The organism is Nesterenkonia flava (genome assembly GCF_031432335.1).
GTDB lineage: Bacteria > Actinomycetota > Actinomycetes > Actinomycetales > Micrococcaceae > Nesterenkonia > Nesterenkonia flava.
Genome location: NZ_JAVKGT010000010.1, coordinates 52,637 through 77,933 on the forward strand (window position 1 = coordinate 52,637; position 25,297 = coordinate 77,933).

Genomic DNA, 25,297 nt, shown 5'->3' on the forward strand with positions numbered 1-25,297 from the left:
CAAGACGAGGAACCCTCTGGTGTTGGACAGGTCCGTTCCATGCGTGGGAAGCACCCTGCCGCGTCGGACGTGAGCTGAGTTACGATTTCCTCAGCGCGCCCTTCAGCGGCGCGCCCGGATCACAGGGACACCCATGAAGAAAACCCCAGCCCGGCACGCCGTCATTGGCGCTGCGGCCTCCTTTGCACTGACTGCATCACTCCTCTTTGGCGCTGCTCCGCCGGCCGCAGCCCAGGTAGGTTCGCCCGCCCCCTCCGAGACCTTCTCATCGCAGTCCGTCACGCCCTCGCCCTCCGCTGGGGTCCGCACCGAGGCCCCGGGCTCGGCATCGCCGGCGCCCTCGCCTTCCGTCTCTCCGACTCCGACGCGCACCGCCGCCCCTTCGCCGTCTTCCTCCCCGTCCCCGACTTCCGCACCGACATCCTCGGCGCCGGCTCCCTCGCCCACGCGGACGACGCCGGCCCCGCGGACTTTGACCGCGGGCACCCCCACAGTCTCGGGCGCGGCCGTGGCGGGCTCCACGCTGACCGCGGCACCGGGACGCTGGAGCTCCGCGGCTACGCTGTCCTATCAATGGCTCAGCGACGGCGTGCCGATCCGCGGCGCTACCAAGTCCACCTACAAGGTGGGATCCGGCCAGGTGGGCAAGAAGATCTCGGTGCGAGTCACCGGCACCTCCTCGGGCTACACCAGCGCAGAGCGGACCTCCAAGGCCACCAGCCGCGTGGCTCAGGCCTCGATCCCCGGCATCACCGGATCCGTGAGGGTCGGTGCCACACTCACCGCTGCACCGGGCAAATGGACCTCCGGCACGTCGTTCACCTACCAGTGGCGAGCAGACGGCAAGGCCATCAAGGGTGCCACCAAGAAGACCTACAAGGTGGGATCGTCCCACGCCGGCAAGCGCATCAGCGTGACCGTCACGGGCAAGAAGTCCGGGCACACCACCGTGGAGCGCACCTCCAAGCAGACCTCGCGAGCGCTGAGCACAGGGTCTCCCCGCATCTCGGGGAAAGCGATCGCGGGCAGCACGCTCACGGCGAATCCGGGCACCTGGAGTTCCGGGACCAAGCTCAGCTACCAGTGGATGGCTGACGGCAAGCGCATTAAGGGTGCCACGAAGAAGACTTACAAGATCGGGGCCGCGCAGCAGGGCAAGAAGATCGCCGTGCGGGTGACGGGCACCAAGTCCGGGCATGCTCAGGCCCAGCGCAACTCATCGGCCACAGCCCGGGTGATGCGTGCCGGGACTCCGAGCATCAGCGGCACCGTCCAGGTCGGCAAGACCCTGACGGCCAAGCCCGGCACCTGGACGTCCAAGACCAGCTTCACCTACCAGTGGTACTCCGGCGGCAAGAGGATTAAGGGAGCCACCAAGCGCACCTACAAGGTGGGTGCGGCGCAGCAGGGCAAGAAGATCACCGTGAAGGTCACCGGCAAGAAATCGGGTCACACCACGGTGACCAAGAGCTCCAAGGCCACAGGTGCAGTGAAGAAGGCTCCGGCCTCAAGGCCCGCGCCGAAGAAGAGCACAAGCAGCGGCGGTGTGCGGCGAGCTCCGGCCAGCAGCTGGGACTGTCCGCGTAGTGCTCCCATCAAGGGCAACGCCAACTCCGGGATCTATCACGTGCCCAGTGCTCGGTTCTACAACGCCACCAAGCCCGAGGACTGCTTCTCCACGGAGTCTGCCGCAGTGCGGGCCGGATACCGGAAGGCTAAGGTCTAGGGGATCCTCAGAGAGCGGCAATCACCATGAAGCCGACGATGACCACGATCAGGATCCCCAGCAGCGGAGCGATGAACCGTAGGTAGGTGCCCTAGCCGACCCTGGCCAGGGCCAGGCCTCCCATCACCACAGCCGACGTCGGAGTGAAGAGGTTGATCCAGCCTGAAGCCGACTGGAACGCCGTGACGACGATATCGCGCTAGGATGCCACTGCCGCGGTCCTGGCCGAGACCTTGGACGCCGATGCGCTGCTTATCCTCACCGACGTGCCCTACGTCTACCGCGGCTACGGGACACCGACCGCGGAACCGGTGTACCGGGCGACCCCGGCCGAGCTTCGACGAGAGGACTTCCCCGCCGGCTCCATGGGACCCAAGGTGGAGGCGGCCTGCCGATTTGTTGAGCTCACAGGCAGACTTGCCGCCATCGGCAGCCTGACCGACGCCGAGGCGATGCTGCGCGGCGAGGCGGGGGCGCTGATCACCACTACGGGCAGCTTTGGCCATCAGCACCTCGCCGGAGCTGTTTCGGCACCTGGCTGTAGGATCCCACGGATCCTGTCACACGTAAGGGCCGCTGACATGGGGAGTGACATTTCGACGGGACGCGGTCTGTCTCACTAACTTGTCGTAATCCTCAGAACAGGTCGTCCTGGCACGTCCGCCGGATGCCGCACACGGACCGGACCACGCGGGTCTCTAGACTGGTGCGATGGGTGCAAGATCTTTGGAAGACGGATCCTGCTGGTGGTGTGGGCAACTGGCCGACTCCAAAGAGCATCGCTTCAAAGCGAGCGACTTACGGTGGATGTTTAAGGACTCTCCCTCGCTATGGCTCGACGCGGGGGAGCGCCCCGCCAGGATAAAAGGGCCCGGAGCAAAAGCGGTACTTTTCCCCGAGGTGTTATGCCGCGACTGTAATTCTGAGCGTAGCCAGCCCTTTGACGAGGCATATTCGGTGTTCTTCCGCTACATCTGTGCCGACACCGAGCGCTTTCGGCATCCCACTGAGTACTCGATGGAGAAGATCTATCCCTTTGATGTTCAAGGGCCCGGGAACCTGGCCCGGTACGCCATGAAGAACTTCGCTTGCCGGATCGCCTCGAGAGGATTCGAAGTGCCTCAGCAAGTCATCGAGTTTATGAATGGGGCCGAGGGCACCTAACGCTTGCCTGCTCCTGTACCGGGACTTCGCTTTGCACGACCACTTCCGGCAAATCGGAGATCACGGGATCTTTCTCTACGCCAACGCCATGAACTCTCCGACGGAGCCGAGCGAAGGGCCGCCCATTGCTATATGCGCGGAGCTACAGGTCGGGCCGATCGGAGCCTTGTTCTTCTGGGATGTTGACACTGTGCTGGGGCCCATCTTCTCCACAGGTCCTTGGGTGTACCTTCGAGACAGACAAGAGCTGCCGTATCCCGAGCTGCACGCTGAACAGTGGGCCCGCCTTCACGAGTAAGTGGCATCTGAGACTCGGGTTTCACGACTTCGCCCGCGAAGGTGAGGGATCTGCCTATTGAGAGGTCGCTCTGAGTCAATGCAGTGGTAGCTTTCTCGCTGGGCGCGATCGGTGGCCCTTTCGTCGTCCATGAACCGCGGGAACTACAGAGCACCTGGGAGGCTGGAGGCGGCTGTTTCTCCAACACGCCACACAGAACCAGCTCTCCATTGCGAACGACGGCGAGATACCGCGCTAAGGACTGCCACGCCGGAAGGCCGTTACTCGGCTGAGGCTGCAGGGGCTGCCTCGTGGCGGAACCACTTTTCTGCGATGGCGACTTCTGGGTCGATTCCTAGTTGCTTTGCGTAGACCAGGCACATTCCGAGGACGTCCCCGAGTTCGTCGTCCACCACTTGCCGCTGATCATCTGCGCTGATGCCACGATCTCTGCTCTAACCGGGCGGGGTGAGGTGGGCCTGGGCGAGTTCTCCGACTTCTTCGGTGAGTTTGAGGAGAGCCCAGTCGGCAGAACGGTTAATCCCGTAGGCCTCTGGGTACTGGATTAAGAGGTTCTCGATGCGGAGAGTTATGTCATCGAGGTGCATTTGGACGATGCTACGCACCCAGACGGGACGTGACTCCGGACGCCCCGCGAAGGTGCAACAGCGGGACCGATCACGGGATCGAGGTTCCTCCTAGAACTCGCCCCGACCGTCGCCCAAGGACTGGGCGCCGCCTAGCGCCGTAGCAGAGCCCTGTCACCCGGTACGAGGCGCGGTGATTGCTTTGCAACTGCCGTCACTCGCGCGGCGATACGTGTTGCAGTTGTCGTACCCCTGCGGGCATTTTCAACGAGCGGGGTAAACGGGCATCGCAACAGTGGCGCGGGTGCGAGATCTTGATGAGGCGGCTCGCGCTCGTTGGAGGACCGGCTTACGGGCGCAGACAGTGGTTAATTATTCTGGAACCAAATAGTCGAGGTGTGTTGCACCTCCGCAGCGGCAGACGCGTCACTTGGCGCATAGGTACATCGTGTTGGTCCAGTACGCTGAGTTCAGCGGCTGCTTGACGGTGCTCACGCGGGTGTTGTTGGCGCTTCGTCATGAATGGGGTGGAGGCACATACGGACCGTCGGCGGCGGTGGGGCCTGGGGCTTCAATTTCAGGCTAGACGAAGCAGCCTTTCCTCAGCAGCGGGGGCGTGGACATCATTACCTGCTTCGTCATCGATCTCTGTCATTCAGCGGCTTCTCGAACGATGGATGAGCTTGTGCCCCAGGAGCCGAAGGCTAGTTTTAGACGGGTTCAAACATCCGGTTGCGAGGGTCACCTGAATAATGCGTCCCAGGTCCTCCCCAAGAGCTCGCAGTCTTGCACCGGAGCGTCAACAGACTTAACAGCGTTGCTGCCTCAAGTCAGAACTTCTCAGGCCGCAAGACCTCGACGTCGCTGAGGTAAAGGATCATCGCGTAGTTCTCGGAGTAGTGCTCACGTAGATGGGTGGCCAGTGTCCGAGCAGTGTCGACGTCGCAGACGACCTCGATCCTGATATTCGCACTGGCTTCCCAGCCGGCGTCGCGCACTCCATGGTGGCCTTTTCCGCGCGCGTCGGTGATTGTGTATCCGTGTGCGCCGAGACTTTCGATCTCACGTACGAGCGTCCCCTCCAGGGCCGCTTCGGTAACGACGGTGAGTAATTTGCGTTGATGTGGATTCACGGGTCACCTCCTTGTTAACCATGCAGTTAACCATGCACGAGGGTCGCCATGGCGTGATAGATGGGTATGCCGAGCAGGACGTTAAAGGGGAAAGTGATGCCGAGGGCGGCCGCCAAGGACAATGTGGGGTTGGCCTCCGGGACCGAGATCCGCATCGCTGCTGGCACCGCGATGTAGGACGCGCTGGCGGCTAATGTTGCCAGAATCACCGTGCCTCCGAGGGAGATCCCCAACAGATAGGCGGTGGCGGTGCCCACGACGGCGGAGAAGAGCGGCATGGCGACTCCGAAGCCCACCAGGAAGAGTCCGTAGCGGCGCAAGCCCGTCAGCTGGGCGGCGGTAATGATGCCCATCTCCAGCAGGAACAGTGCCAGTATGCCCTTGAATAGATCCACAAAGAGCGGCTCTAGCGGGGTCACGCCGTCTGGACCGGCCGCCCACCCGATGAGCAGTCCACCTAAAAGAAGCACGATCCCTTTACCGAGAAACACCTCGTGCAGCACGGAACCCCACTTAGTGGAACGGGAGACGCCTCGCGCCAAGATGATGCCGACGAGGATCGCAGGCACCTCCATGAGAACCAGCAGCAGGGGCATGTGCTCTTCAAACGGCACCTGGCGACTGCCCAAATAGGCCACGGCCACCGCATAGGTGCCCACGCTGACCGACCCGTAGTGTGCGGCGATAGATGCCGCGTCCGCACGCTGCAGACGGCCCAACCTGCGGAGGACCGGAAAAGCGATCAGGGCCAGGAAAAAGCCCATCGTCACCACTGCCACCATCTGGGGCAGCAACTGGCCCAGTGGCTGTTTGGCCAGCTCGATGCCGCCCTTGAGCCCGATAGCCAGCAGCAGGACAATCGTAACGAGTTCATAGACTGCGGCCGGTAGGCGTAGCTCCGAACGCAATAGCCCAGCAGTGATGCCCAGCACGAAGAAGAGGATGACGGGATCAAGCACGCTGGCGGGTCCTTCCTGGAGCGTCCAACACAACGGGGTTATGACAGGGAACCCCAACCAGAGTCATATAATACATGATTTTAGTGTCGTGTATTGCATGTCGTATATGTCTTAGACTGAAGTATGCCCGAATGGACTTTTCTCACCAATCACGCTCACGTCCTGATATGTGTGGCGCGTGATCCCGGGTTACTGGTCCGGGAGATCGCTGAAAAGGTGGGGATTACCGAGCGAGCGGCACAGCGGATCCTGGCAGAGCTTATTGATGCGGGGTACCTGGACAGAGAGCGTGATGGCCGCCGCAATCGGTATCGAGTGCATCCTGAACTACCCCTGCGGCATCCGTTAGAGCGCCATCATCGAGTCGGGGAGCTGCTGACTGCGTTGAACGACGACGGCGAGTAAGTCCAGAACGAAGCGTCCCAGGCTCTCTGCCGCCGTTATGCGGACTGTGCCGCACTGACTGTGGCCACGCCATAAGCGCGTTCGTGCTACGGCCGTGAGGAGTGCCTCGCGCGGCCTGGACGCTTTCCGGCGGTATGCGGTCTCGGTGCCGATTGGTAGCGAAAACTGTAGGATCTCGCGGAACTTGTCATACGGGTCAGCCGCTGACCTGGGGAGTGACATTTCGCTAAGGCGCAGTCTGTCTCACTAACTTGTCGTAATCCTCAGGGGCTCGAACAGTCGGTGAGGGTGATTCCGCGACGCGGGTGCCAGTCCAACCGGTGGACCTAAAATTAGGGGTCACACCACGAGCAGTTAGGGAAAATGCTTACGGATGCTACGACTCGGCTTGGTGAGAGAATCCCACGTCGCCCGTCTAGCGGTAATCCACCAAGTTCACAGAGTCGGTAGGCTTTTCGGGCCCATCGAGGATAACCAAACTCTCGGGCAGGCGTAAGACGTCACTTATTAGAGGCGTTCTGGGCGATCCGAGTAGGGCTTCATATGCTGCAGCGGCAGTTCCTCTATGTGTGATGTTCGCGGTCGGAGACGGCGGAATTGGCGCGGCAATGCTGTCGTGCATCGTGTGACGCGGCTGTGATCTCAGTACGCTTGAGCCATGTCGAATCATCCGAAGAATCCGGTCTTGTTCCCGTACGCGCGCGATCAAGGTCACTTGGAAACTGACGTGGTCTCCACGGGAGACCTTCCTGAGGCAGCGGTCGTTGAGAACATGATGCAGAAGACGTATGAGATGCACGTGGACCTGTCGGAGGGGACTGTTGCGAGTTACATTCCGAAGCTGGCTGAGGCGGATCCTGGGTGGTTCGGTTTGACGCTGGCCTCGGCGACGGGGAGCAGGTTCAGTAGTGGTGATTCGCAGCAAGAGTTCTCGATCCAGTCGATCGCTAAAGCCTTCGTTTATGCGCTGGTCTGTGACGCCGTGGGCCACGAGGAGGTGCGTGAGCGAATCGGTGTCAACAACACGGGGCTGCCGTTTAACTCGGTGATGGCTATCGAGTTGAATGAGGGTCACACGATGAACCCGATGGTCAACGCTGGCGCCCTGGCCACGACGTCCCTGGTTTCCGGGTCGACCTGGGAGGAGAAGTGGGAGTTCATCCTCCAGGGGCTTTCAGCTTTCGCCGGCCGTGATCTGGAGCTCGACGAAGGGGTCTACGCCTCCGAGATGGAGACGAATATGCGCAACCTGAGCATCGCTCGGTTGCTGCAGAGCTATGGTCATATCACCGTTGATCCGGCTCGCGTGACCGAGCTTTACACTCGGCAGTGCTCGCTGCGTGTTACTACGGAAGATCTGGCGATCATGGGAGCGACGCTGGCAAACGGTGGTGTCCATCCGATTACCGGGACACAGGTGGTGGGTGCTGATGTCAGCCGGGACGTGCTCTCGGTCATGGCGAGCACCGGCATGTACGAAGCCAGTGGCGATTGGCTCTTCGAGATCGGGATGCCGGGTAAGAGCGGAGTGGCCGGCGGCATTGTCACCATCGCCCCGGGCAAGGGCAGTCTTGCGACCTTTTCTCCACCTCTTGATCCGGCAGGGAACAGCGTGCGCGGGATTCACGCGACTCGGCACCTTTCCCATAAGCTCGGCTTGAATCTGTTCTCCTCGACAGCCCGAGCTCGCCAGTAGAAGATGTGGCCTCGGTATGAATCCGCTCATCACGGTGGGAGTGTTCTCACAGTGTGCACCTGCGGACGACAGGTTGGTGCCGGAGGACTGTAGGCCAGTCGGGGAGACTGGCGATCAAAGAGCGCGATGACGTGGCTCCGCTGGGAGTGGGGAGTCAGCGTCGGGGTGTGGGTGACGTACTCAAATGTCAATGTTAGCGGAGACATCGGCGAGATCGGCATAATATGGCACCATGCCGATCTCATCATCAGGACCGCGAAGTCTCAGCCAGCGTCTTCGCACGGAATCGGGTTCGGCGGTGCTTCTTGTTGCCGTCACAGTGATCGCCCTGTTGTGGGCGAACTCGCCGTTCTCGGACACAGGGGGCTGATGCAGGGATAGGTGACAACTTGACCTGCCCTACGGTTTGGTTTCCACTATCCCTCGCTAGCTGATGGCCTTCATGGAAGGCTGATCACCATGCCACGCCCGTATCCTCCAGAGTTCAGGGCCCGCGCCATCTCACTTGTGCGCGAGGGCCGACCGGTCAAACAGACCGCGACCGACCTCGGCATCCACGAGGTCACACTGCACTCCTGGCTCCGCCAGGACGATATCGATCACGGTCTCCGCCCGGGCCACACAACCCAGGAATCAGCGGAGCTGCGCGCAGCCCGCGCGAAGGTGCGGCAGCTCGAGCAGGAGCTCTCGATCCTCCGACGAGCATCCGCCTGGCTCGAGGAGGGGCCGATCGACCCAAAAGGGCGCACCCGGTGATCGATCGTCTCGTCGACGCCGGGGAACCCGTGAACACCTGCTGTCGCCTACTCGGAGTCTCCCGACAGGGCTATTACCGCTACAAGCGGCGCCCGACCAGCGCCACGGAACTGCGCCGACGCTGGCTGACCGGCCTCATCGGCGAGGTCCACATCGCCTCCAGGGGCACCTACGGATACCGAAGGATCCACGCCGAACTCACGCTCGGAATGGGGATCACCTGCTCCAGCCGGCTCGTGTGGATGTTGATGAGTCGCGCAGGGCTGGGAGGCTTACCAGGACCGACACGGGTCAAGCGCCTCAAGGGCGTGGCCACGGCCGATGACCTGGTCAACCGCAAGTTCCATCGCCTCGGACTCAACGAACTCTGGGTCACAGACATCACCGAACATCCCACCAGAGAAGGCAAGATCTCAGATCGCCTCGGACTTCGGGATCCATGTCGGCACTTTGAACAAGTGGCTGCGCCAAGCCGACCTCGACGCCGGCAACACCACTGAGCCCAAGCCCGGTGCCACCAGTGATGAGAAAGCGCAGCTGCGGGCAGCGAACCGCAGGATCAAAGTCCTCGAGCAAGAGCTAGAGGTCATGCGAGGGGCCGCTGCCTACTTCGGGCAGGCTCAGATCCGGTCACAATGAAGTACCCGCTCGTATGCGATCTGGCCGCCTCGACAATCCCTGTGGCGGTGACGTCCCGGGTGCTTGAGATCGCCCGCCAGCCCTACTACCAGTGGCTGGCCAACCCCATCACTGACGCAGAGTGGGAAGAGGCTCACCGGCTCAACGCGCTGATCGATGCCCACCGCGATGACTCTGAGTTCGGGTACCGATACCTCCCCGATGAAGCAGAAGAGGCCGGCTACCCGATGGCGCATCGGACCGCGTGGCGGCTCTGCCGCTCCCAGGGGGTGTTCTCTGTGATCAGCAAGCGTAAGAAGGGCAAAGGCACCCGCCCCGGTCCGCCTGTCCACGATGACCTGGTGCAGCGGCAGTTCAGCACCGTGAAGAAAGTCAACGAGGTCTGGCTCACCGATACCACCGAACACCACACCGGTGAGGGCAAGCTGTATCTGTGCGCGATCAAGGACGCCTGCTCCCGGCGGATCATCGGCTACTCCATCGATACCCGGATGAAGGCGTCATTGGCTGTACGTGCGCTCAATAACGCGATCACCAACCGCCGCCGGACCGGTGCTGAGGTGGCCGGATGCATCGTCCACAGCGACCGCGGATCTCAATTTCGAGCAAAGAAATTCCTCCGCGCGCTGGAGCACCACAGCCTGGTCGGATCCAAGGGCAGAGTCGGCGCGGCCGGGGATAACGCGGCCATGGAGTCCTTCTACTCGCTGCTGCAGAACAACGTCCTCGACGCGAAGCCCTGGGCCACCCGAGAAGAGCTGCGGCTGAGGATCGTGCGGTGGATTGAGCGGAGGTATCACCGAAGGAGGAAGCAGAAAGGGCTGGGGAAGTTGACCCCGATCGCCTATGAGGAGAAACTGCTCACGCAGGCGCTGACACTAGCGGCCTGAACAGGAAACCGAACCTGTCACCAGTTCCTGCATCAGCCCCCAGCTTGAGGTTCTACATCGACGAGGGTGACCTGTTGATCCCGATGGACTAGGAGTATGTCCGGGACGTGCCTGTGGGGACCGGCAGTGTCACGTCCGGTGATTTGGAACGACTGAGTGGCTATCTGTGCGACCGTCGGATCGAAGTCTGCTAACCATAGTCGCTCTAACTCAAGCAGGCTTTCATATACTAATGTCCTACGGCATCGTCGATGCCCAGAATAATCCTGGGTAGTTTCGCTGACCTCTGTAGGTCGGTGGTACTCGAACAGGGAGTCCTTCAACGATCAAATCAGCACGTGCTTGCTCCCACGTCGTCCGGACTTCGTCACCGGCGACGGTGCAATATCGCAAGGAAACCTCGCGCGTGCCCATGGACACAGTCTGGTCTACTGCGCGCGTGCCCATGGACACAGTCTGGTCTACTGACAGAAAGATGAGACCACTGACACGCCACTGACAGGTACCTGGGATTACTGACAACTTAGCTGGAACCTACACTGGCATCAAGGGCGCTCGGAGAGTGAGCCGGGAATAACGTTTATCGCGGTAAAGTTGAGTACAGGTGACTCAAGTTTCCGCGATCACGAAAGGGGGCCGTGAGCCCATGGATCTCAACAAACTCACCACCGTCTCGCAGGAGGTTCTGCAGGCCGCGGTTTCCTACGCCCAGCAGGTGCGCAACCCGCAGGTGACCCCTGCCCACCTCCTGAAGGCCCTGATGGACCGCCGCGAGTCCATGGCCGTCAACGTGCTCAAGCACCTTGGTGTGGACCCCGACGTCGTCAGCCGCGGCGCCTCCGACCTCATCAGCAGGCTGCCCAAGCTGGGCAGCCCCACCGCTCCCCAGGGCTCTGCAGAGCTCGGGGCCGTCCTTGACGCCGCTCAGAACGCCAGTTCCGCCGAGGGTGGCGCCTACGCCTCCGCCGAGCACCTGCTCATCGGCATCGCTTCGGCGGGCGGGGAAGCCGCGCGCGTTCTGACCGAGGCCGGTGCCCAGGCCTCTGCGCTGACCCAAGCCGCCGCCGAACTGCGAGGAGGTAAGCCTGTGGACACCCAGAACCCCGAAGCCACCATGGACGCCTTGGCCAAGTTCGGCACCGATCTCACCGAGCTCGCACGCGAGGGCAAGCTGGACCCGGTGATCGGGCGGGACGCCGAAATCCGACGCGTCATCCAGGTGCTCTCCCGACGGACCAAGAACAACCCCGTGCTCATCGGTGAGCCCGGCGTCGGTAAGACCGCCGTCGTCGAAGGTCTCGCCCAGCGCATCGAAAAGGGAGACGTTCCCGAGGCGCTCAAGGGCAAGACCCTCATCAGCCTGGATCTGGGCGCGATGGTGGCCGGGTCCAAGTACCGCGGCGAATTCGAAGAGCGCCTCAAGGCGGTGCTGGACGAGATCAAGGCCGCAGAGGGCCAGATCATCAGCTTCATCGACGAGATCCACACCATGGTGGGCGCAGGAGGCTCCTCAGAGGGCTCCATGGATGCCGGCAACATGCTCAAGCCCATGCTTGCCCGCGGCGAGCTGCGCCTGATTGGCGCCACGACCCTGGACGAGTACCGAGAGAACATCGAAACCGACGCCGCACTGGAGCGCCGCTTCCAGCAGGTCTACGTCGGCGAGCCCTCAGTGGAGGACACCATCGCGATCCTCCGCGGCATCAAGGAGAAGTATGAGGCCCACCACGGCGTCGAGATCTCCGATGCTGCCCTGGTCGCCGCCGCCACCCTCTCCGACCGTTACATCACCGGACGTCAGCTCCCGGACAAGGCGATCGACCTCGTGGACGAAGCAGCCTCCCGGCTGAAGATGGAGATCGACTCGGATCCCGTGGAGATCGACGAACTGCGGCGCGTGGTCCAGCGCCTGGAGGTCGAGAAGCAATGGCTCGCCAAGGAGGAGGATCCCGCCTCCCGCGAGCGCCTCGCGACCTTGCAGGAGGAGCTGGAGAACAAGAGCGAGGAGCTGCGCGAACTCGAGACCCGCTGGGAGGACGAACGGTCCGCCCACGTGAAGGCCGGCGAGCTCCGCGCCCAACGCGACGAGCTGAAGTCGCAGGCCGAACGTGCCCAGCGCGAGGGCGACTTCGCTGAAGTGGGCCGCCTGCTCTACGGAGAACTGCCCGAGCTGGAGAAGCAGCTCGCTGCAGCCGAGGAGGCAGAACGCTCCGTGGAGACGGCAGACCGCATGGTGCCTGAGAAGGTCGACGCCGACTCCATCGCTGAAGTCATCTCCGCCTGGACCGGAATCCCCACCGGCCGGCTCATGCAGGGTGAGACCCAGAAGCTGCTGCAGATGGAGGAGCTCATCGGCTCACGCCTGATCGGTCAGCAGAAGGCAGTCAGCGCGGTGGCCGACGCCGTGCGCCGGGCGCGCACCGGTGTGGCCGACCCCAACCGGCCTACCGGCAGCTTCCTCTTCCTGGGACCCACCGGTGTGGGCAAGACCGAGCTGGCCAAGGCCCTGGCAGAGTTCCTCTTTGACGACGAGCGCTCCATGGTGCGCATCGACATGTCCGAGTACTCGGAGAAGCACTCCGTGGCCCGGCTCGTCGGAGCCCCTCCGGGCTACGTCGGCTTCGAGGAGGGTGGCCAGCTGACCGAAGCCGTGCGACGCCGGCCCTACTCGGTGGTGCTGCTGGACGAGGTGGAGAAGGCCCACTCGGAAGTCTTCGACATCCTCCTGCAGGTCCTCGATGACGGCCGCCTGACCGATGGCCAGGGTCGCACCGTGGACTTCCGGAACGTGGTGCTCATCCTCACCTCCAACCTGGGCTCCCAGTACCTGGTGGACCAGACCCTGGATGAGGACACCAAGCACAACCAGGTGATGAGCGTGGTCAACGCCAGCTTCAAGCCGGAGTTCCTCAACCGCCTGGATGACATTGTGATGTTTGATCCGCTCTCCATGGAACAGCTGACCTCGATCGTGGATCTGCAGATCAACTCACTGGCTGAGAGGCTGGCCTCGCGCCGGCTCACCCTCGACGTCACCGATGCGGCGAAGGAGTGGCTGGGCTTCACCGGGTACGACCCTGCCTACGGTGCCCGTCCTCTGCGCCGGCTGGTCCAGCGAGAGATCGGCGACCAGCTGGCCAAGGCCCTGCTGGCCGGCGAGATCGAAGACGGCGACACCGTCCTCGTGGACCGCGAGGACATAGGCCTCACCGGCGAAGCGGCCCACGGCCTGACGGTCCGGCGGGCTTAGCGCCTCAGGCGCTACGTCCCTTATGAGGGGGCCATCAGCGCGCCGGCGAGGGCGGAGCGGCTTCAGTCCTCGCTGGGGTCCTCACCCTCGGGCTCGGTCTGCCGGGGCTCCTCCACGACGTCGACGTCGGCTCCCTGATCAGGTGAGTCGGCGTCGACGTCAGAGGAACCACCCTCTGTGCCCCCGGTGTCCGTTGCCGCTGTGTCCAGCGTGAAGTCTCCGGTGAGCTGCCCGCCGTCGGCCGCGGTGAGGAAGCAGCTGATCAAGCGGTCATCTTCTCGGTTCCAGGTCTGCTGAACCGGGTGGCGCAGCTCCATGCGCAGGTACTGGGTCAGGGCCGCTGTGGCCTCCGGGTTGAGCTCCAGCTCGTCGTGGCACCAGCGGTGTGCGGTCTCGATAACGATCTCATCCCCGGGCCAGGAGTCCTGCTCCATGTCCCGGCGGAGCATGACCTGTGCGTCCCAGCGCTGGTCACAGTCGATGACATCGGCTTCGGTCTCCTCGCCCTCATAGCCGACCAGGCACCAGCCCTCTTCCCAGTCCTCCGGGGGCACATCGCGGGCGTGGATGCCGTCCATTCCGGGGTTCGCGTTCCACTCCCACGGGGTTTCCTCCACCGGGGGCTCCCGCAGCACCAGCCACCACACCAGCCCGAAGGTGAGAATGATGACGATGCCCCCGGCGGCGATGAAGGGCAGCAGCAGAAGACCGCCGGAGGTGTCTCCTCGGGCTGCTCGACGCTGCCGACGGGTATGCGCCTCCTCGACCTGGGAGGATTCCTCCGCAGGGCCGGACTCAGCGTCTGACTTCTTGGGGTCGGTGTCATCCGGGTGAGGATCATTCATAGGTGGTGCGGCCTCCCCGTGGTGTGCGACGCTCTGGCGGTTCTCATGTTAACGTAGAAGGCACGAACCACTTCAGCCATAGTCAATCCCGCGATGAACCAGCACATCGGCATCGCACGGGTACACAGAGTAGACGTTAAGGGGGTCCCGCTCATGGGGCGTGGCCGTCAGAAGGCGAAAGCGACAAAGCAGGCGCGGGAGATCAAGTACTTCACCCCGAACACCGACCTGTCCGCCCTCGAGCGGGAGCTAGCCAAGGCGCGCGGAGACGAAACTGACTACGCGGATGACGCGAGCAGTGACGCCGACGTCGACACACCGTACGACGAGTACGGGTACGAGGACGACCGCTGAGGCAGTCGTCCCCCTCGCGATCTAAGACTCCCGGGCGTGGACAGTAGGTTCACTCAGCAGGCCGAACGGGCTCACCGGGCGGCGCTGCGCTCCATCGCCCGGATCGTTGAGGACACCATCCCGCCGCAGGATCCCGAGGCTGCCCGGCAGGGCATTGTCGAGCTGATCGGCCGCGGGCGCGTCCTGTGCGTCACCGGCGCCGGCGTCTCCACCGACTCCGGAATTCCTGACTACCGCGGACCCGAGGGTTCGCTGCGCCGTCATCGGCCGATGACGTACCAGGAGTTCAAGTACGACGACGCCTCTCGCCACCGTTACTGGGCACGCTCCTTTGTGGGATGGCGGCAGATGCACGCCGCCCGGCCCAATCGTGCCCACGAGATTCTCGCCCAGTGGCAGCGCGATGCGGTGCTCACCGGCATCGTGACCCAGAACGTCGATGGGTTGCACCGCGCCGCCGCACGTGCCCTTGCCGACAGATCCGCAGACCCTGCACAGGAGGCCGGAACGGCCGGCGTCCGCCCCGATGAAAGCCCCATCGTGGCGCTCCACGGGGATCTCGCCACGGTGCGGTGTCTGAACTGCGGGAACGTGGAGGACCGGCGCGCTCTTGACGCCCGGTTGGAGCAGACCAATCCCGGCTACGCGGAGCAGGCCGCGGCAGCTGCTGAGAACGTGAACCCCGACGGTGACGTCACCCTGGACGAATCGTGGGTCCGCCGGTTCCACATGGTCGGCTGCCTGATGTGCGGCTCTCACGCGTTGAAGCCCGACGTCGTGTACTTCGGCGAGAATGTGCCCGCCGAGCGCAAGGAAGCGGTCTCCGGGCTGGTTCAGGCCTCGGAGTCCCTGCTGGTGGTGGGGAGCTCGCTTGCGGTGATGAGCGGATTCTCCATCGCCCTGCAGTTCCATCGCGCCGGGAAGCCGGTGGCGATCATCAATGGCGGGCCGTGCCGAGCCGATGCTAAGGCCCAGTGGCGCTGGCGAACCCGCATCGCTCCCGCCCTGGAGCAGCTGAACGCTGCGCGCACCTGAGCACCGGGGCAGGCCTGCCGTCCAGAAACTGTACTGAACGTCCGCTAAGGTGAGCGGATGGTCGGTACCCCTGCAGCACCCGTGAGCCAGACGTTCCTGTCGCCGTGGCAGCGCTGGACGGTCCTGGCGATCGTCTCCTCCGCGCTGCTGCTGATCGCCCTGGATATGACCATCCTGTACACGGCCCTGCCGAGGCTCAGCGCTGAGCTGGGGGCCTCGTCCTCGCAGCAGCTGTGGATTATCAACGCCTATCCGCTGGTCATTATGGGGCTGCTTCCCGGCTCGGGGGCACTTGGTGACCGATTCGGTCACAAGCGGATCTTCCAGATCGGACTGGTGCTCTTCGGTCTGGCCTCGGTGCTGGCGGCGTTCTCCCCGAATCCCGAGGTGCTCATCATTGCTCGCGCGCTGCTGGCCGTGGGTGCGGCCGCGTCCATGCCGGCCACGCTGGCCCTGATCCGGGTCGCCTTCTCGATCGAGCGCGAGCGCAATCTGGCCATCGGCATCTGGGCCTCGGTGGCCACGGTAGGCATGGCGCTGGGTCCGCTGGTCTCTGGCACGCTGCTGCAGTGGTTCTGGTGGGGATCCGTCTTCCTCATCAATGTCCCCATCGTGGTGATCGCCTCGGTCCTGATCCTGCTGGTCGGTCCGGCCAACCGCACCAATCCGGGCCGGCGCTGGGACGGGCTGTCCTCGCTGCAGGCCCTGGTGGGGCTCTCCGCCGCTGTGCTGGCCATCAAGACCTATGCCGAGGCGCCGGTGAACTGGTCACTTGCGGTGGCAGCGACCGTGGTCGCCGTCGTCGTCCTCACGCTTTTTACCCGCCGCCAGCTGCGGCTGATGCGGGAGGGTGAGCCGCTGGTGGACTTCGCCATCTTCCGCAACCGAGGTTTCAGCGGCGGAGTGATCGCCGCTGGCGCCTCGGTCTTCGCGATCGCCGGAGTGCAGCTCGCGGTGACCCAGCGGTTCCAGCTGCTGGAGGGGTTCACGCCGCTGCAGGCCGGCCTTCTGGTCACCGCCCTGGCCGGAAGCTCCCTGCCGTTCGCGGTCTTCGGCGGGGCCATTCTGCACCGCACCGGGCTTCTGGTGCTCATCGGTGGGGGTATCGGTGCCGCGGCCGTGGGTTCGCTGGTGGTTCTGGCCGGGGCCATGCAGGACTCGCTGATGATGCTGGTGGTGGGCCTGCTGGTGCTGGGTGCCGGCCTCGGGGCCTCAATGTCCGTGGCCTCCTCGGCGATCATGGGCAATGTGCCGCCGCGGCGAGCCGGGATGGCGGCCTCGCTCGAGGAGGCCGCCTACGAGTTCGGCGGTCTGGTGGGCGTCGCGGTGTGCGGCTCCCTGCTGACCTTGGTGTATACCCGCACGCTGGCCCTGCCGGCTTCAGCCGAGCAGTATCTGGGGCAGGCGCCGGCAGCGGTGCTCTCCAGCGGCGACGACGTCGTCGCGGAGGCAGCCGCGCAGGCGTTCGAGTCCGCTTATCTGGCGATGCTCGTGGCCGTAGCGGCAGCGATGGTGCTGGCCACGGTGGCGGTGGTGACCTTCCTGCGGCGCTACACCCCGGGCACAGAGTCCCAGGCGTATCCCGGCAACCACTGAGGCGGCGGCGTAGCATCCCGTTTGCCCGCCTGTGGTAGAAACCGGTGCATGACTGTTCCAGAGATCACACGCGGCTCCGGCGGAGTTCTCGATGCCATTCGCAGCGCCCTGCCCTCCCTCATTCCCAGTGAGCGGCGGGTGGCCGAACGCATCGTTGGAGAGCCGGAAGAGGTCCTGGACATGTCAGCCGCGGAGATGGCCTCCAGCACCCAGACCTCTGCCGCTACGGTGAGTCGCGCCTGTCAGAATCTTGGATTCAAGGGCTTTCAGCACCTGCGCATGCTGCTCGCCCGAGAGGTGGGAGCTCGGCGGCGTGAGGAGCCCACGGCGGAACCGGGTGTTCGCGGGTATCTCGGGGCAATCTTCCGCGGCGCTGCTGACGCCATGGGCACCGCCGCGGACACCGTTGACGACGAGAGCTTTATTGCTGCAGCTGAGGCCCTGCGCCAGGCGCGGCGCGTGCTGGTGGTCAGCTCAGGTGGTTCCGCCGCCATTGCCCAGTCCTTTGCCTTCAGAATGACCACCTCAGCGCGCTCCTGCGAGGCGCCCGCGGACTCCGTATCCCAGTTGCTGGCCGCCACGGGGCTGACCTCTGAGGATGTGTGCGTGGTGGTCAGCGAGAGCGGGTCCAACACCGTTACGCTCAACGCAGCAGACGCCGCCAAGAGTGCAGGAGCCACGCTCATCGGCGTCACGGCGTACTCACGGACGCGCCTGACCGATCTGGCGGATCATTGTCTGATAGCCGGTGCCGGATACCACGCCTGGAGGGAGGAGCGCATCGGAGGGAACATCGTGCTGATGATTCTTCTGGGTGCTCTGCACAGTGCGGTCGTGCACCCGAGTGCCTTGGGGGACGGGGCGGATGATTCAGAGCACAATGCCGTCAGCGAGTTCACGCTGGAGCGCGTGGCCGGTCTGATCGACGAATAGCCCGCCCTGGTGCACAGTTCCAGTGCGTGGGATGAAGTTCACCTGGTGTTCGGTGGACCGCCCTTAGGAATTTACCTTCCATGATCACACTCTCTTATGTAACAACGTTTCTTAGAGGGGAATCATGGCTGCTATCGAGCTTTCCGGCCTCACACGCCGGTTCAAAGACACCACGGCAGTGGATGCGGTGGACCTCACGGTGGAGGACGGGGACTTCCTGGTCCTGCTGGGGCCCTCCGGCTGCGGCAAATCCACGCTCCTGCGCATGCTCGCGGGGCTCCTGGAGCCCACGGCGGGAACCATACGGATCGGCAACGCCGACGTCACCGCCCTCTCACCGCGGCGACGCGGCATTGCCATGGTTTTCCAGAACTATGCCCTCTATCCGCACCTGAGCGTGCGGCAGAACCTATCCTTTCCCCTGCGCTTCGCGAAGCTCACCAAGGAGGAGAAGCAGCAGAAGGTGGCCGCCGTTGCGGAATCGCTGGACATTGCCGCCCTGCTGGACCGCAAGCCGAAGGAGCTCTCCGGAGGACAGTGCCAGCGTGTAGCCGTGGGCCGCGCGCTGGTCCGGGATCCGCAGGCCTTCCTCATGGATGAGCCGCTCTCCAATCTGGATGCGAGCCTGCGGACCAGTACCCGCCAGGAGCTCACCTCCCTGCACCGCCAGCTGGGAGCCACCTTCATCTATGTCACCCATGACCAGGTCGAAGCCATGACGATGGCCACGCGCATCGTGGTGCTCAACAAGGGACGTATCGAACAGGTGGGCACACCCTTGGACGTCTATGACGCTCCTGCGTCCGTGTTCGTGGCACAGTTCATCGGCAGCCCGGCCATGAACCTGGTTCCCGCCACAGTCACCAGCAGGGACGGGACGGTGCACCTCGTCGGTGAGGGAATCTCTGTCCCCCTGTGGGAAGGCGAGACCGAGGATCTCGAGGTCTACCTCGGGGTGCGTCCCGAACATCTGCGTCCCCTGACGCCCCACGAGTCCGGATCCGCGCAGGTGCGCCTGGGCTGCCAGCTCACCCACACGGAGCATCTCGGCAACGAGGAGATCCTCTACGGCCAGGTGGCCGGCACCGAGGTTCGGATCCGCCGCCCCCGGACAGGCCAGGCTCACCCCGGACCCTCAGCACCGGAGCGTTCCGCGGACCTCACGTTCGCCCTTGAGCACCTGCACCTCTTCGACCGCAAGACCGGGCGTCGCCTCGTGTGGCTGCCCGAGCTCGCACCCAGCACGGCGGCGGAGGGAAGCCACCGCCAACCCGTGCTCCCTGCCGCGGTCTGATTCCGGGTCCACACCCACCGCTCAGCACGCTTCACCGTTCACCCTTCTGCACTCATTGACTCGCGCGCGCCCAGCGCCACCTTTGAAAGGACCACTCATGTCATCCTCACGCTCCCCGTTCTGGCGCACTGCCGCCGCCCTGTCTGTGACCGGCCTCCTGCTGGCCGGTTGCAGCACCGACACCACATCCTCCGCTGCGGCGGACTCCACCGGAGACCAGGAGCCGGTGGAGATCGTCTTCGAAAGCTACAACCTCAACGACGTCGGCACCTGGAGCGAGACCATCGAAGGTCTGATCGAGGAGTTCGAGGACGAGAACCCGCACATCACCGTGGTGGCCCAGGGCATTGAATCGGACAACACTGCCTCCAGCGTCCAGCAGCAGATCCTTGCCGGATCCGCGCCTGACGTCGCGCAGCTGACCTTCAACACGCTCGAGTTCGCCATCGATGAGCTCGGCGCGGTCAACCTCACCGAATACGCCGGCGAGGAGCTGGAAGAGCACTTCGAGGGCGAGTACCCCTACCACCCCAACGCCCGTGTGCTGGCGGATCGCGACGGCCAGACGTACGGCATGCCCTACGTCTTCTCCACGCCGGTGCTCTGGATCAACGAAACCCTCGTCGAAGGAGCAGGCCTGGACCCCGAGGCCCTGGACCTCTCCACCTGGGACGCGCTCAAGGAAGCCGCAGAACAGGTGACGGCGCACACGGGGCAGCCCTCCTTCAGCTCCTCATGCGTCATCAGCGGCGGAAGCTGGTGCATGCAGTCCATGTTCCTCTCCAACGGTGCAGATGTCCTCAGCGAGGACCGCAGCACCATCGAATTTGGCTCCCCCGAAGCAGCTCAGACGGTGGAGGTCTTCCAGGACTTCTACGAGTCAGGCCTCATGCCCAATGAGGACACCGCCACACAGTACGAGTCCTTCGCCCGCGGCGACTCGGTGGCCTTCCACGTCAACACCTCCGCCCTGCAGGGAGCCTTCATGGGCGGGGCCGAAGCAGCCGGATGGACTCTGAACGCGACAACCCTTCCCGCATTCGGCGACCACGAGGTCGTGCCCACCAACTCAGGTTCGGCCCTGATGATGTTCTCCGAGGATCCGGCGAAGCAGGAGGCCGCATGGGAACTGATCAAGTTCTTCACCTCGGAGCGCGCGTATGAGGAGCTCACCACGGGGATCGGCTACCTGCCGCTGCGCTCCAGCATGGCCGAAGAAGGCGGAACCCTCCACGAGTGGGTCCAGGAGAACCCCCTGGTGGAGCCCAACCTGCAGCAGCTGGAGAGCATGAAGCCCTGGAAGGCTTACCCGGGCAACAGCTACCAGCAGGTGGACGTTCTGCTGGCCACTGCCATCGAAGAGGTGGTCTTCCAGGGCGCCGACGCTGAGACGGAGCTGCAGGAAGCGGCTCGTCGGTCCCAGGAGCTGATCGCTGAGTGATGACGCCGCCCCTGAACAACGAGACCACTCTGACCACACTGTCAGCGGGCACGGCAGATGCAGAACGCGTCTGCCATGTTCCCGGGACCTACAATTTTCGGGATCTTGGAGGGCTGCCCTTCGCCGCTGGGGGGCATACGCGCTCCGGTGTGCTCTTCCGGTCTGACGCCCTCCACGCCCTCACCGATCCGGGACGCCGCATGCTCCAGCAGTTGGGTATCGGTCGCATCATCGATCTGCGCAGCGACTCGGAACGAGCCGGTATGCCCAGTGCGGTGGAGGGGCTGGGCATCCCCACCGTCCATCGACCCGTGCACCCCCAGGCCAACCCGCGCGTTCAGGTGGAGCAGGATCTCTCCTTAGCCGGTATCTACGTCCGGTTTATCACCGAGGCGGGGGAGGGCCTCACCAGCGCGGTGAGGGAAGTTGCCGCCCACCGCAGCCCGGCCTTGGTGCACTGCACCGCGGGGAAGGACCGCACCGGCGTCGTCGTCGCGATGATCCTGGACCTGATCGGGGTGGAGCGGGAGGCGATCGTGGAGGACTACACCTCCACTGAGCGCTACCTGGCGGGAGAATGGGCCGAGCAGATGCTGGCAAGGTACAGCTCCAGCGCTTTGCCGCGTGGGATGAGCCAGGAAGCCATTGAAGAAGTGGTGACCTTAAGCCCCGCGTCCTGCCTCACCGACGTGTTCGCCCGCCTCGACGCGGCGGGCGGAACAGCCGTCTACCTTCAGCGATACGGGCTCACGGCCCAAGATATCGACGCTCTCTACGCACTTCTGGCTGACTAGGAGGACCCTCATCATGGAACTCACTGCTGACTCCCAACACTCGTCTCCTACCCATACGCTGCTGCACATCTCTGACACGCACTTCGTGGAAGACGATGCTCTGCTTCACGGATCTGTGGACTCTGACAGCCATCTGGCGCAGATGTTCGAACAGCTTAAGGACTCCGCGATCACTCCGGATGCGCTGATCTTCACCGGAGACCTCGCCGATGCCGGACAGCCCCAGGCCTATCAGCGGCTGCGAGCTCTGGTCGAGCCCGTGTGCGAGCACTACGACGCTGAGCTGATCTGGGTCATGGGCAATCACGACTCGCGCCCTGAATTCAGGCGCGGCCTGTGGAGCCAGGACCCGGGCACCGAAGCTGCCCAAGCCCCGGTGGACTACGTGAGAGAGGTCAACGGACTGCGGATCATCGCACTGGACTCCACGGTTCCCGGTCATCACCACGGAGAAATCACCGATGAGCAGTACGTGTGGTTGCAGGAAGTGCTGGAGAAACCCGCAGAGCACGGCAGCCTTCTAGCCCTGCACCACCCGCCGATTCCCAGCCCGCTGGATCTGTTGGAGCTGGTGGAGCTGCGGAACCAGTCGCGGCTTGAAGACGCGCTTGCAGGCAGCGACGTGCGCGGGGTCCTGGCGGGGCACCTGCACTACTCCACCACCAGCACCCTGCCCGCAGGGATCCCGGTCTCCGTCGCGAGCGCGACCTGTTACACCCAGGACCTCCGGGTCCAGAAGTGGCATGCGCGGGGGCAGAACGGTGGTCAGGGATGCAACCTCGTGGAGGTCTACCCGGACCGGGTGGTGCACACGGTCGTTCCCATGGCAGTTCACCCGACCGTCTACGAGATGACTCCGGAGATGCTGCAGAGTTTCATCGACAAGTCCCGGCAGGCGGCTGCCGCTGCCGAGCACACCGACCACGCGGGGGTCTGAGGACCATGTTCGTCACCGTGACGCCTGAGAGTCCCACCGTCACCCGGGACATTGAGGCAGCACCGGCTTCGGATGAGGGGAAGCAGACGGAACGGGGAGGCAGGAGGATCTGGGGGCGGCTGGTCCCGTATCTCTACATCGCTCCCGGTGTGGCGCTGCTGCTGCTGTGGACGTACTGGCCGTTGGCCAGGACCTTCGAACTGTCGTTCTATGACTGGAACCTGCTGCCGAACAGTCCCCGGGAATTCATCGGGCTGCAGAACTACCAGTCGATGCTCTCGCACCCGGAGATGAGGCAGGCCACCATCAATACCGGTGTGTACATCGTGGCCTTCTCAGTGTTCTCGCTGGTGCTCCCCGTGCTCATCGCTCTGCTGTCCCAACAGGTGCGGGGGCGGTGGAAGACCTTCTACCAGGCTCTGATCTTCGTGCCCTTCCTGCTGACCCCCGTGGCCACCAGCGCCGTGTGGAGATGGCTCTACGCCGAGAACGGTGGTGCGATTCCCCGCCTGCTGGGCTTCTTCGGCGTGGAGGTGGGCAACGTCTTCAGAGATCCCAGTGTGGCCTTGCTGGCGCTGACCGTGATCGTGGGCTGGCAGCTGCTGGGCTTCGGGGTGCTGGTGGTCTCCGCGGGTATTGCGGGGATCAATCCCGACTACGCCCATGCGGCATCGCTGGACGGCGCCCGGTCTTCTGACATCACCCGCCGCATCACTCTTCCGCTGCTCTCACCGACCCTGCTGTTCCTCGGCCTGATGACACTGCTGCTGTCTGCGCAGTGGACCTTCCCGATCATCGACATCCTCACCCGAGGCGGACCGTCGAACTCCACCACGAACGTCTACTACGTGCTGTACCAGTTCGGCTTCCAGAACTTTGACGCGGGGCTGTCAGCAGCAGCCGGCGTGCTCTTCTTCATCGTCTTCGGCGTGATCGGGGTGCTGTTTGTAGAGCTCACCGACAGATTCGCCTTCTACGACAACTAAAGGACCATCATGCCGTTCATCCTCGAAGCTTCAGCGTCTGAGACCCGCGCCGAACAGTCCCGTGCTGAGCGGACACCTGGCACGGACAACACCACGCCCGCTCCGGTACCGCAGATCATTGTGGCGAAAGGCGCTCCGGAGAGTCAGCTGCCTGTGGGGAGCCGCTCCCGCTGGCGAGGCCTGGCAGGCCACGGCGTACTGGCCGTCGTCGCACTCTTCTGCGTCTTCCCGGTGTACTGGCTCTTCGCCACCTCGCTGAGGCGCCCCGAGGACGCGTTGAGCCAGAACCTCATTCCCTGGCCGCTGAGCCTGGAGAACTACACCTATGTCCTGGAAGCAATCCCGATCGTTGCCATGCTGGTCAACACCTTCCTCATGGCTTCGGTGATGACCTTCTTCCAGCTGCTGATCGCCGTTCTTGCGGCATACGGGTTTGCGATCTGGGACTTTCCGGGCAAACGTCTCGCGATGTTCCTTTTCATCGGATCCTGGTTGGTGCCCTTCCAGGTGACGATGATCCCGAACTACGTTCTCATTGCCAACCTCGGACTGCTGAACACCATTGCGGGAGTGGTCATCCCGAACCTCGCCTCGGCGTTCGGGGTGCTGATGCTTCTGCAGCATATGCGCGCCTTTCCCCGAGAACTCATCGACGCCGCGAAAGTGGACGGGCGGAACAGCTTCCTGACCCTGTGGCAGGTGGTGCTGCCCAATATGAAGCCGGCACTGGCTGCACTGGCCATCATGATGTTCATCTCCGCCTGGAACGACTACCTCTGGCCCATGCTGGTTCTGCGCCAGTCGGATGCGCTCATTCAGGTCGGCATCCGCGGCTTCCTCTCGGCGGAGGGCAACGACTGGGGAGCCGTGATGGCGGCCGCCGGACTGGCCTGTTTGCCGGTCTTCGCCATCTACATCTTCCTGCAGCGCTACGTGGTCAACGCCTTCATTCGGTCAGGGATCAAGTAGCTCCCGCGGGCAGCCCCCACGTGAGGCCGAACGTGAAGCGGGCAGTTCAGGCGCCGTCGTCGGGCGTCTCAGGAGCGCCTTCAGCGGGGGAGGCGAGGCGAATGATGGCCTCGATGGTCTGCTCGCGCACCGCGGGATCCAGCGGCTGGGAACTCAGCGCCTCGTAGAACCACAGGCCATCGGCAGCCAGACGCGCGATGAAGGCCTGGAGCTTCGCGCCGTCGGAGAGGTCCTCAGCCGAAGGCGGTTCCGGCGCCCATGCGCGGTAGACCCGCTCCCAGACCTCATTGGCTTCTGGGTTCTCACTGGCTTCCAGCTGCAGGATCAGCTCGGCCCGCTCCGGATTCTGCGAGAGCCGGGTGTAGGCGGCAAAACGCTGGTCCTCGGTGATCTCCTCCGCAGGGGCCCCGGCCTCGGCTTCCATGGCCTGCTCCCATTCGGCGGCCACATGGGTGTGCAGGGCCAGCAGCAGGTCCTCGCGGGAGGGGAAGTGATAGAGCAGCCCGCCCTTGGTGAGCCCAGCCTCGGCCGCCACGGATTCATAGGTCAGCGTGGTGACGCCCTCGCGCTGGACCACACGTTTGGCTGCGGCGAGGATCTCATCGCGTTTGGAAGGCCTCATAGTGCGTCC

At 63.9% G+C, this 25,297-nt stretch carries 23 protein-coding genes and 2 pseudogenes; 19 read left to right on the forward strand and 6 right to left on the reverse strand.

What is annotated here, in order from left to right; translation table 11 throughout:
* Positions 1-102 precede the first annotated feature (102 nt).
* Positions 103-486 (reverse strand): hypothetical protein, encoded by a 384-nt coding sequence (locus tag RH857_RS05375; RefSeq protein WP_310536947.1) that lies wholly within the window; start codon positions 484-486, stop codon positions 103-105.
* On the opposite strand from RH857_RS05375, the gene RH857_RS05380 reads away from it, so the two are divergent.
* Positions 473-1,726 carry a sunset domain-containing protein gene (locus tag RH857_RS05380; RefSeq protein ID WP_310536948.1) on the forward strand — a complete coding sequence of 418 codons (1,254 nt, stop codon included), beginning with the start codon at positions 473-475 and terminating at the stop codon, positions 1,724-1,726. The genes RH857_RS05375 and RH857_RS05380 overlap by 14 nt on opposite strands.
* A gap of 91 nt (positions 1,727-1,817) precedes the next feature.
* Here the strand turns inward: RH857_RS05380 and RH857_RS13655 are convergent, their stop codons facing one another.
* On the reverse strand, positions 1,818-1,919 hold the full coding sequence (locus tag RH857_RS13655) for a hypothetical protein (RefSeq protein WP_374761122.1): 102 nt from the start codon (positions 1,917-1,919) through the stop codon (positions 1,818-1,820).
* A gap of 22 nt (positions 1,920-1,941) precedes the next feature.
* On the opposite strand from RH857_RS13655, the pseudogene RH857_RS05385 reads away from it, so the two are divergent.
* The 3 genes and pseudogenes from RH857_RS05385 to RH857_RS05395 form a co-directional block, all read left to right on the forward strand.
* Positions 1,942-2,349 (forward strand): annotated as a pseudogene (locus RH857_RS05385) (amino acid kinase family protein); the annotation flags it as partial.
* Positions 2,350-2,437: 88 nt separating this feature from the next.
* Entirely contained in the window at positions 2,438-2,890 is a 453-nt protein-coding gene (locus RH857_RS05390) for a hypothetical protein (protein WP_310536949.1), read from the forward strand.
* Between the two features lie 636 nt (positions 2,891-3,526).
* On the forward strand, positions 3,527-3,736 hold the full coding sequence (locus RH857_RS05395) for a hypothetical protein (protein WP_310536950.1): 210 nt from the start codon (positions 3,527-3,529) through the stop codon (positions 3,734-3,736).
* 848 nt (positions 3,737-4,584) lie between these two features.
* Here the strand turns inward: RH857_RS05395 and RH857_RS05400 are convergent.
* Both RH857_RS05400 and RH857_RS05405 read right to left on the reverse strand, forming a co-directional pair.
* Positions 4,585-4,887: a P-II family nitrogen regulator gene (locus RH857_RS05400; protein WP_310536951.1), complete on the reverse strand. Its 303-nt coding sequence runs from the start codon at positions 4,885-4,887 to the stop codon at positions 4,585-4,587.
* Between the two features lie 26 nt (positions 4,888-4,913).
* Positions 4,914-5,846 carry a sodium-dependent bicarbonate transport family permease gene (locus tag RH857_RS05405; protein WP_310536952.1) on the reverse strand — a complete coding sequence of 311 codons (933 nt, stop codon included), beginning with the start codon at positions 5,844-5,846 and terminating at the stop codon, positions 4,914-4,916.
* Between the two features lie 123 nt (positions 5,847-5,969).
* Between RH857_RS05405 and RH857_RS05410 the strand changes: the two genes are divergently transcribed.
* The 5 genes and pseudogenes from RH857_RS05410 (at position 5,970) to clpB (ending at position 13,482) form a co-directional block, all read left to right on the forward strand.
* Positions 5,970-6,251, forward strand: a complete 282-nt coding sequence (locus RH857_RS05410) for a helix-turn-helix transcriptional regulator (protein ID WP_310536953.1) — start codon at positions 5,970-5,972, stop codon at positions 6,249-6,251.
* Between the two features lie 658 nt (positions 6,252-6,909).
* The gene (glsA, locus tag RH857_RS05415; protein ID WP_310536954.1) at positions 6,910-7,947 is read left to right on the forward strand and encodes a glutaminase A; all 1,038 of its coding nucleotides are present in this window, start codon (positions 6,910-6,912) and stop codon (positions 7,945-7,947) included.
* A gap of 459 nt (positions 7,948-8,406) precedes the next feature.
* Positions 8,407-9,116 (forward strand): annotated as a pseudogene (locus RH857_RS05420) (transposase); the annotation flags it as partial.
* Positions 9,049-10,232, forward strand: a protein-coding gene (locus tag RH857_RS05425) for an IS3 family transposase (RefSeq protein ID WP_374761123.1) whose coding sequence is annotated in 2 segments (ribosomal slippage) — positions 9,049-9,315 and positions 9,318-10,232 — 1,182 coding nt in all. Because the reading frame shifts where the segments join, the coding sequence is not laid out codon by codon here. The pseudogene RH857_RS05420 and the gene RH857_RS05425, both read left to right, overlap by 68 nt.
* 646 nt (positions 10,233-10,878) lie before the next feature.
* Complete coding sequence (clpB, locus tag RH857_RS05430) at positions 10,879-13,482, forward strand: ATP-dependent chaperone ClpB (RefSeq protein ID WP_310536955.1); 2,604 nt, start codon at positions 10,879-10,881, stop codon at positions 13,480-13,482.
* A 62-nt stretch (positions 13,483-13,544) separates the two neighbouring features.
* Here clpB and RH857_RS05435 read toward each other — a convergent pair whose 3' ends face one another.
* Positions 13,545-14,327 (reverse strand): hypothetical protein, encoded by a 783-nt coding sequence (locus RH857_RS05435; protein ID WP_310536956.1) that lies wholly within the window; start codon positions 14,325-14,327, stop codon positions 13,545-13,547.
* A gap of 153 nt (positions 14,328-14,480) precedes the next feature.
* Here RH857_RS05435 and RH857_RS05440 point away from each other — a divergent pair, with 153 nt between their 5' ends.
* The 10 genes from RH857_RS05440 to RH857_RS05485 all read left to right on the forward strand — a co-directional run bounded on the left by RH857_RS05440 (position 14,481) and on the right by RH857_RS05485 (position 24,666).
* Positions 14,481-14,681, forward strand: coding sequence for a DUF3073 domain-containing protein (locus RH857_RS05440; RefSeq protein ID WP_310536973.1), 201 nt, complete (start codon positions 14,481-14,483; stop codon positions 14,679-14,681).
* Between the two features lie 36 nt (positions 14,682-14,717).
* Entirely contained in the window at positions 14,718-15,716 is a 999-nt protein-coding gene (locus tag RH857_RS05445; RefSeq protein WP_310536957.1) for a Sir2 family NAD-dependent protein deacetylase, read from the forward strand.
* A gap of 57 nt (positions 15,717-15,773) precedes the next feature.
* Positions 15,774-17,312 carry an MFS transporter gene (locus RH857_RS05450; RefSeq protein WP_310536958.1) on the forward strand — a complete coding sequence of 513 codons (1,539 nt, stop codon included), beginning with the start codon at positions 15,774-15,776 and terminating at the stop codon, positions 17,310-17,312.
* 48 nt (positions 17,313-17,360) lie between these two features.
* Positions 17,361-18,245: a MurR/RpiR family transcriptional regulator gene (locus tag RH857_RS05455; RefSeq protein WP_310536959.1), complete on the forward strand. Its 885-nt coding sequence runs from the start codon at positions 17,361-17,363 to the stop codon at positions 18,243-18,245.
* Between the two features lie 124 nt (positions 18,246-18,369).
* On the forward strand, positions 18,370-19,539 hold the full coding sequence (locus RH857_RS05460) for an ABC transporter ATP-binding protein (RefSeq protein WP_310536960.1): 1,170 nt from the start codon (positions 18,370-18,372) through the stop codon (positions 19,537-19,539).
* A gap of 97 nt (positions 19,540-19,636) precedes the next feature.
* Positions 19,637-20,980 (forward strand): ABC transporter substrate-binding protein, encoded by a 1,344-nt coding sequence (locus RH857_RS05465; protein WP_310536961.1) that lies wholly within the window; start codon positions 19,637-19,639, stop codon positions 20,978-20,980.
* Complete coding sequence (locus tag RH857_RS05470) at positions 20,980-21,774, forward strand: tyrosine-protein phosphatase (RefSeq protein WP_310536962.1); 795 nt, start codon at positions 20,980-20,982, stop codon at positions 21,772-21,774. The genes RH857_RS05465 and RH857_RS05470 overlap by 1 nt, the downstream gene beginning before the upstream one ends.
* 13 nt (positions 21,775-21,787) lie before the next feature.
* Complete coding sequence (locus RH857_RS05475) at positions 21,788-22,711, forward strand: metallophosphoesterase (RefSeq protein ID WP_310536963.1); 924 nt, start codon at positions 21,788-21,790, stop codon at positions 22,709-22,711.
* Between the two features lie 5 nt (positions 22,712-22,716).
* On the forward strand, positions 22,717-23,697 hold the full coding sequence (locus RH857_RS05480) for a carbohydrate ABC transporter permease (protein WP_310536964.1): 981 nt from the start codon (positions 22,717-22,719) through the stop codon (positions 23,695-23,697).
* A gap of 9 nt (positions 23,698-23,706) precedes the next feature.
* Positions 23,707-24,666, forward strand: coding sequence for a carbohydrate ABC transporter permease (locus RH857_RS05485; protein WP_310536965.1), 960 nt, complete (start codon positions 23,707-23,709; stop codon positions 24,664-24,666).
* Positions 24,667-24,712: 46 nt separating this feature from the next.
* Here RH857_RS05485 and RH857_RS05490 read toward each other — a convergent pair whose 3' ends face one another.
* Positions 24,713-25,288, reverse strand: a complete 576-nt coding sequence (locus RH857_RS05490; protein WP_310536966.1) for a TetR/AcrR family transcriptional regulator — start codon at positions 25,286-25,288, stop codon at positions 24,713-24,715.
* Between the last annotated feature and the right edge of the window lie 9 nt (positions 25,289-25,297).

Excerpts from the sequence above, each read along its gene's own strand:
- clpB (WP_310536955.1), top strand. The coding sequence starts at position 10,879 with ATGGATCTCAACAAACTCACCACCGTCTCGCAGGAGGTTCTGCAGGCC.
- RH857_RS05485 (WP_310536965.1), top strand. The coding sequence starts at position 23,707 with ATGCCGTTCATCCTCGAAGCTTCAGCGTCTGAGACCCGCGCCGAACAG.
- RH857_RS05450 (WP_310536958.1), top strand. The coding sequence starts at position 15,774 with ATGGTCGGTACCCCTGCAGCACCCGTGAGCCAGACGTTCCTGTCGCCG.
- RH857_RS05470 (WP_310536962.1), top strand. The coding sequence starts at position 20,980 with ATGACGCCGCCCCTGAACAACGAGACCACTCTGACCACACTGTCAGCG.
- RH857_RS05440 (WP_310536973.1), top strand. The coding sequence starts at position 14,481 with ATGGGGCGTGGCCGTCAGAAGGCGAAAGCGACAAAGCAGGCGCGGGAG.
- RH857_RS05435 (WP_310536956.1), bottom strand. The coding sequence starts at position 14,327 with ATGAATGATCCTCACCCGGATGACACCGACCCCAAGAAGTCAGACGCT.
- RH857_RS05410 (WP_310536953.1), top strand. The coding sequence starts at position 5,970 with ATGCCCGAATGGACTTTTCTCACCAATCACGCTCACGTCCTGATATGT.
- RH857_RS05455 (WP_310536959.1), top strand. The coding sequence starts at position 17,361 with ATGACTGTTCCAGAGATCACACGCGGCTCCGGCGGAGTTCTCGATGCC.
- RH857_RS05460 (WP_310536960.1), top strand. The coding sequence starts at position 18,370 with ATGGCTGCTATCGAGCTTTCCGGCCTCACACGCCGGTTCAAAGACACC.
- RH857_RS05475 (WP_310536963.1), top strand. The coding sequence starts at position 21,788 with ATGGAACTCACTGCTGACTCCCAACACTCGTCTCCTACCCATACGCTG.
- RH857_RS05480 (WP_310536964.1), top strand. The coding sequence starts at position 22,717 with ATGTTCGTCACCGTGACGCCTGAGAGTCCCACCGTCACCCGGGACATT.
- RH857_RS05490 (WP_310536966.1), bottom strand. The coding sequence starts at position 25,288 with ATGAGGCCTTCCAAACGCGATGAGATCCTCGCCGCAGCCAAACGTGTG.
- RH857_RS05390 (WP_310536949.1), top strand. The coding sequence starts at position 2,438 with ATGGGTGCAAGATCTTTGGAAGACGGATCCTGCTGGTGGTGTGGGCAA.
- RH857_RS05465 (WP_310536961.1), top strand. The coding sequence starts at position 19,637 with ATGTCATCCTCACGCTCCCCGTTCTGGCGCACTGCCGCCGCCCTGTCT.
- glsA (WP_310536954.1), top strand. The coding sequence starts at position 6,910 with ATGTCGAATCATCCGAAGAATCCGGTCTTGTTCCCGTACGCGCGCGAT.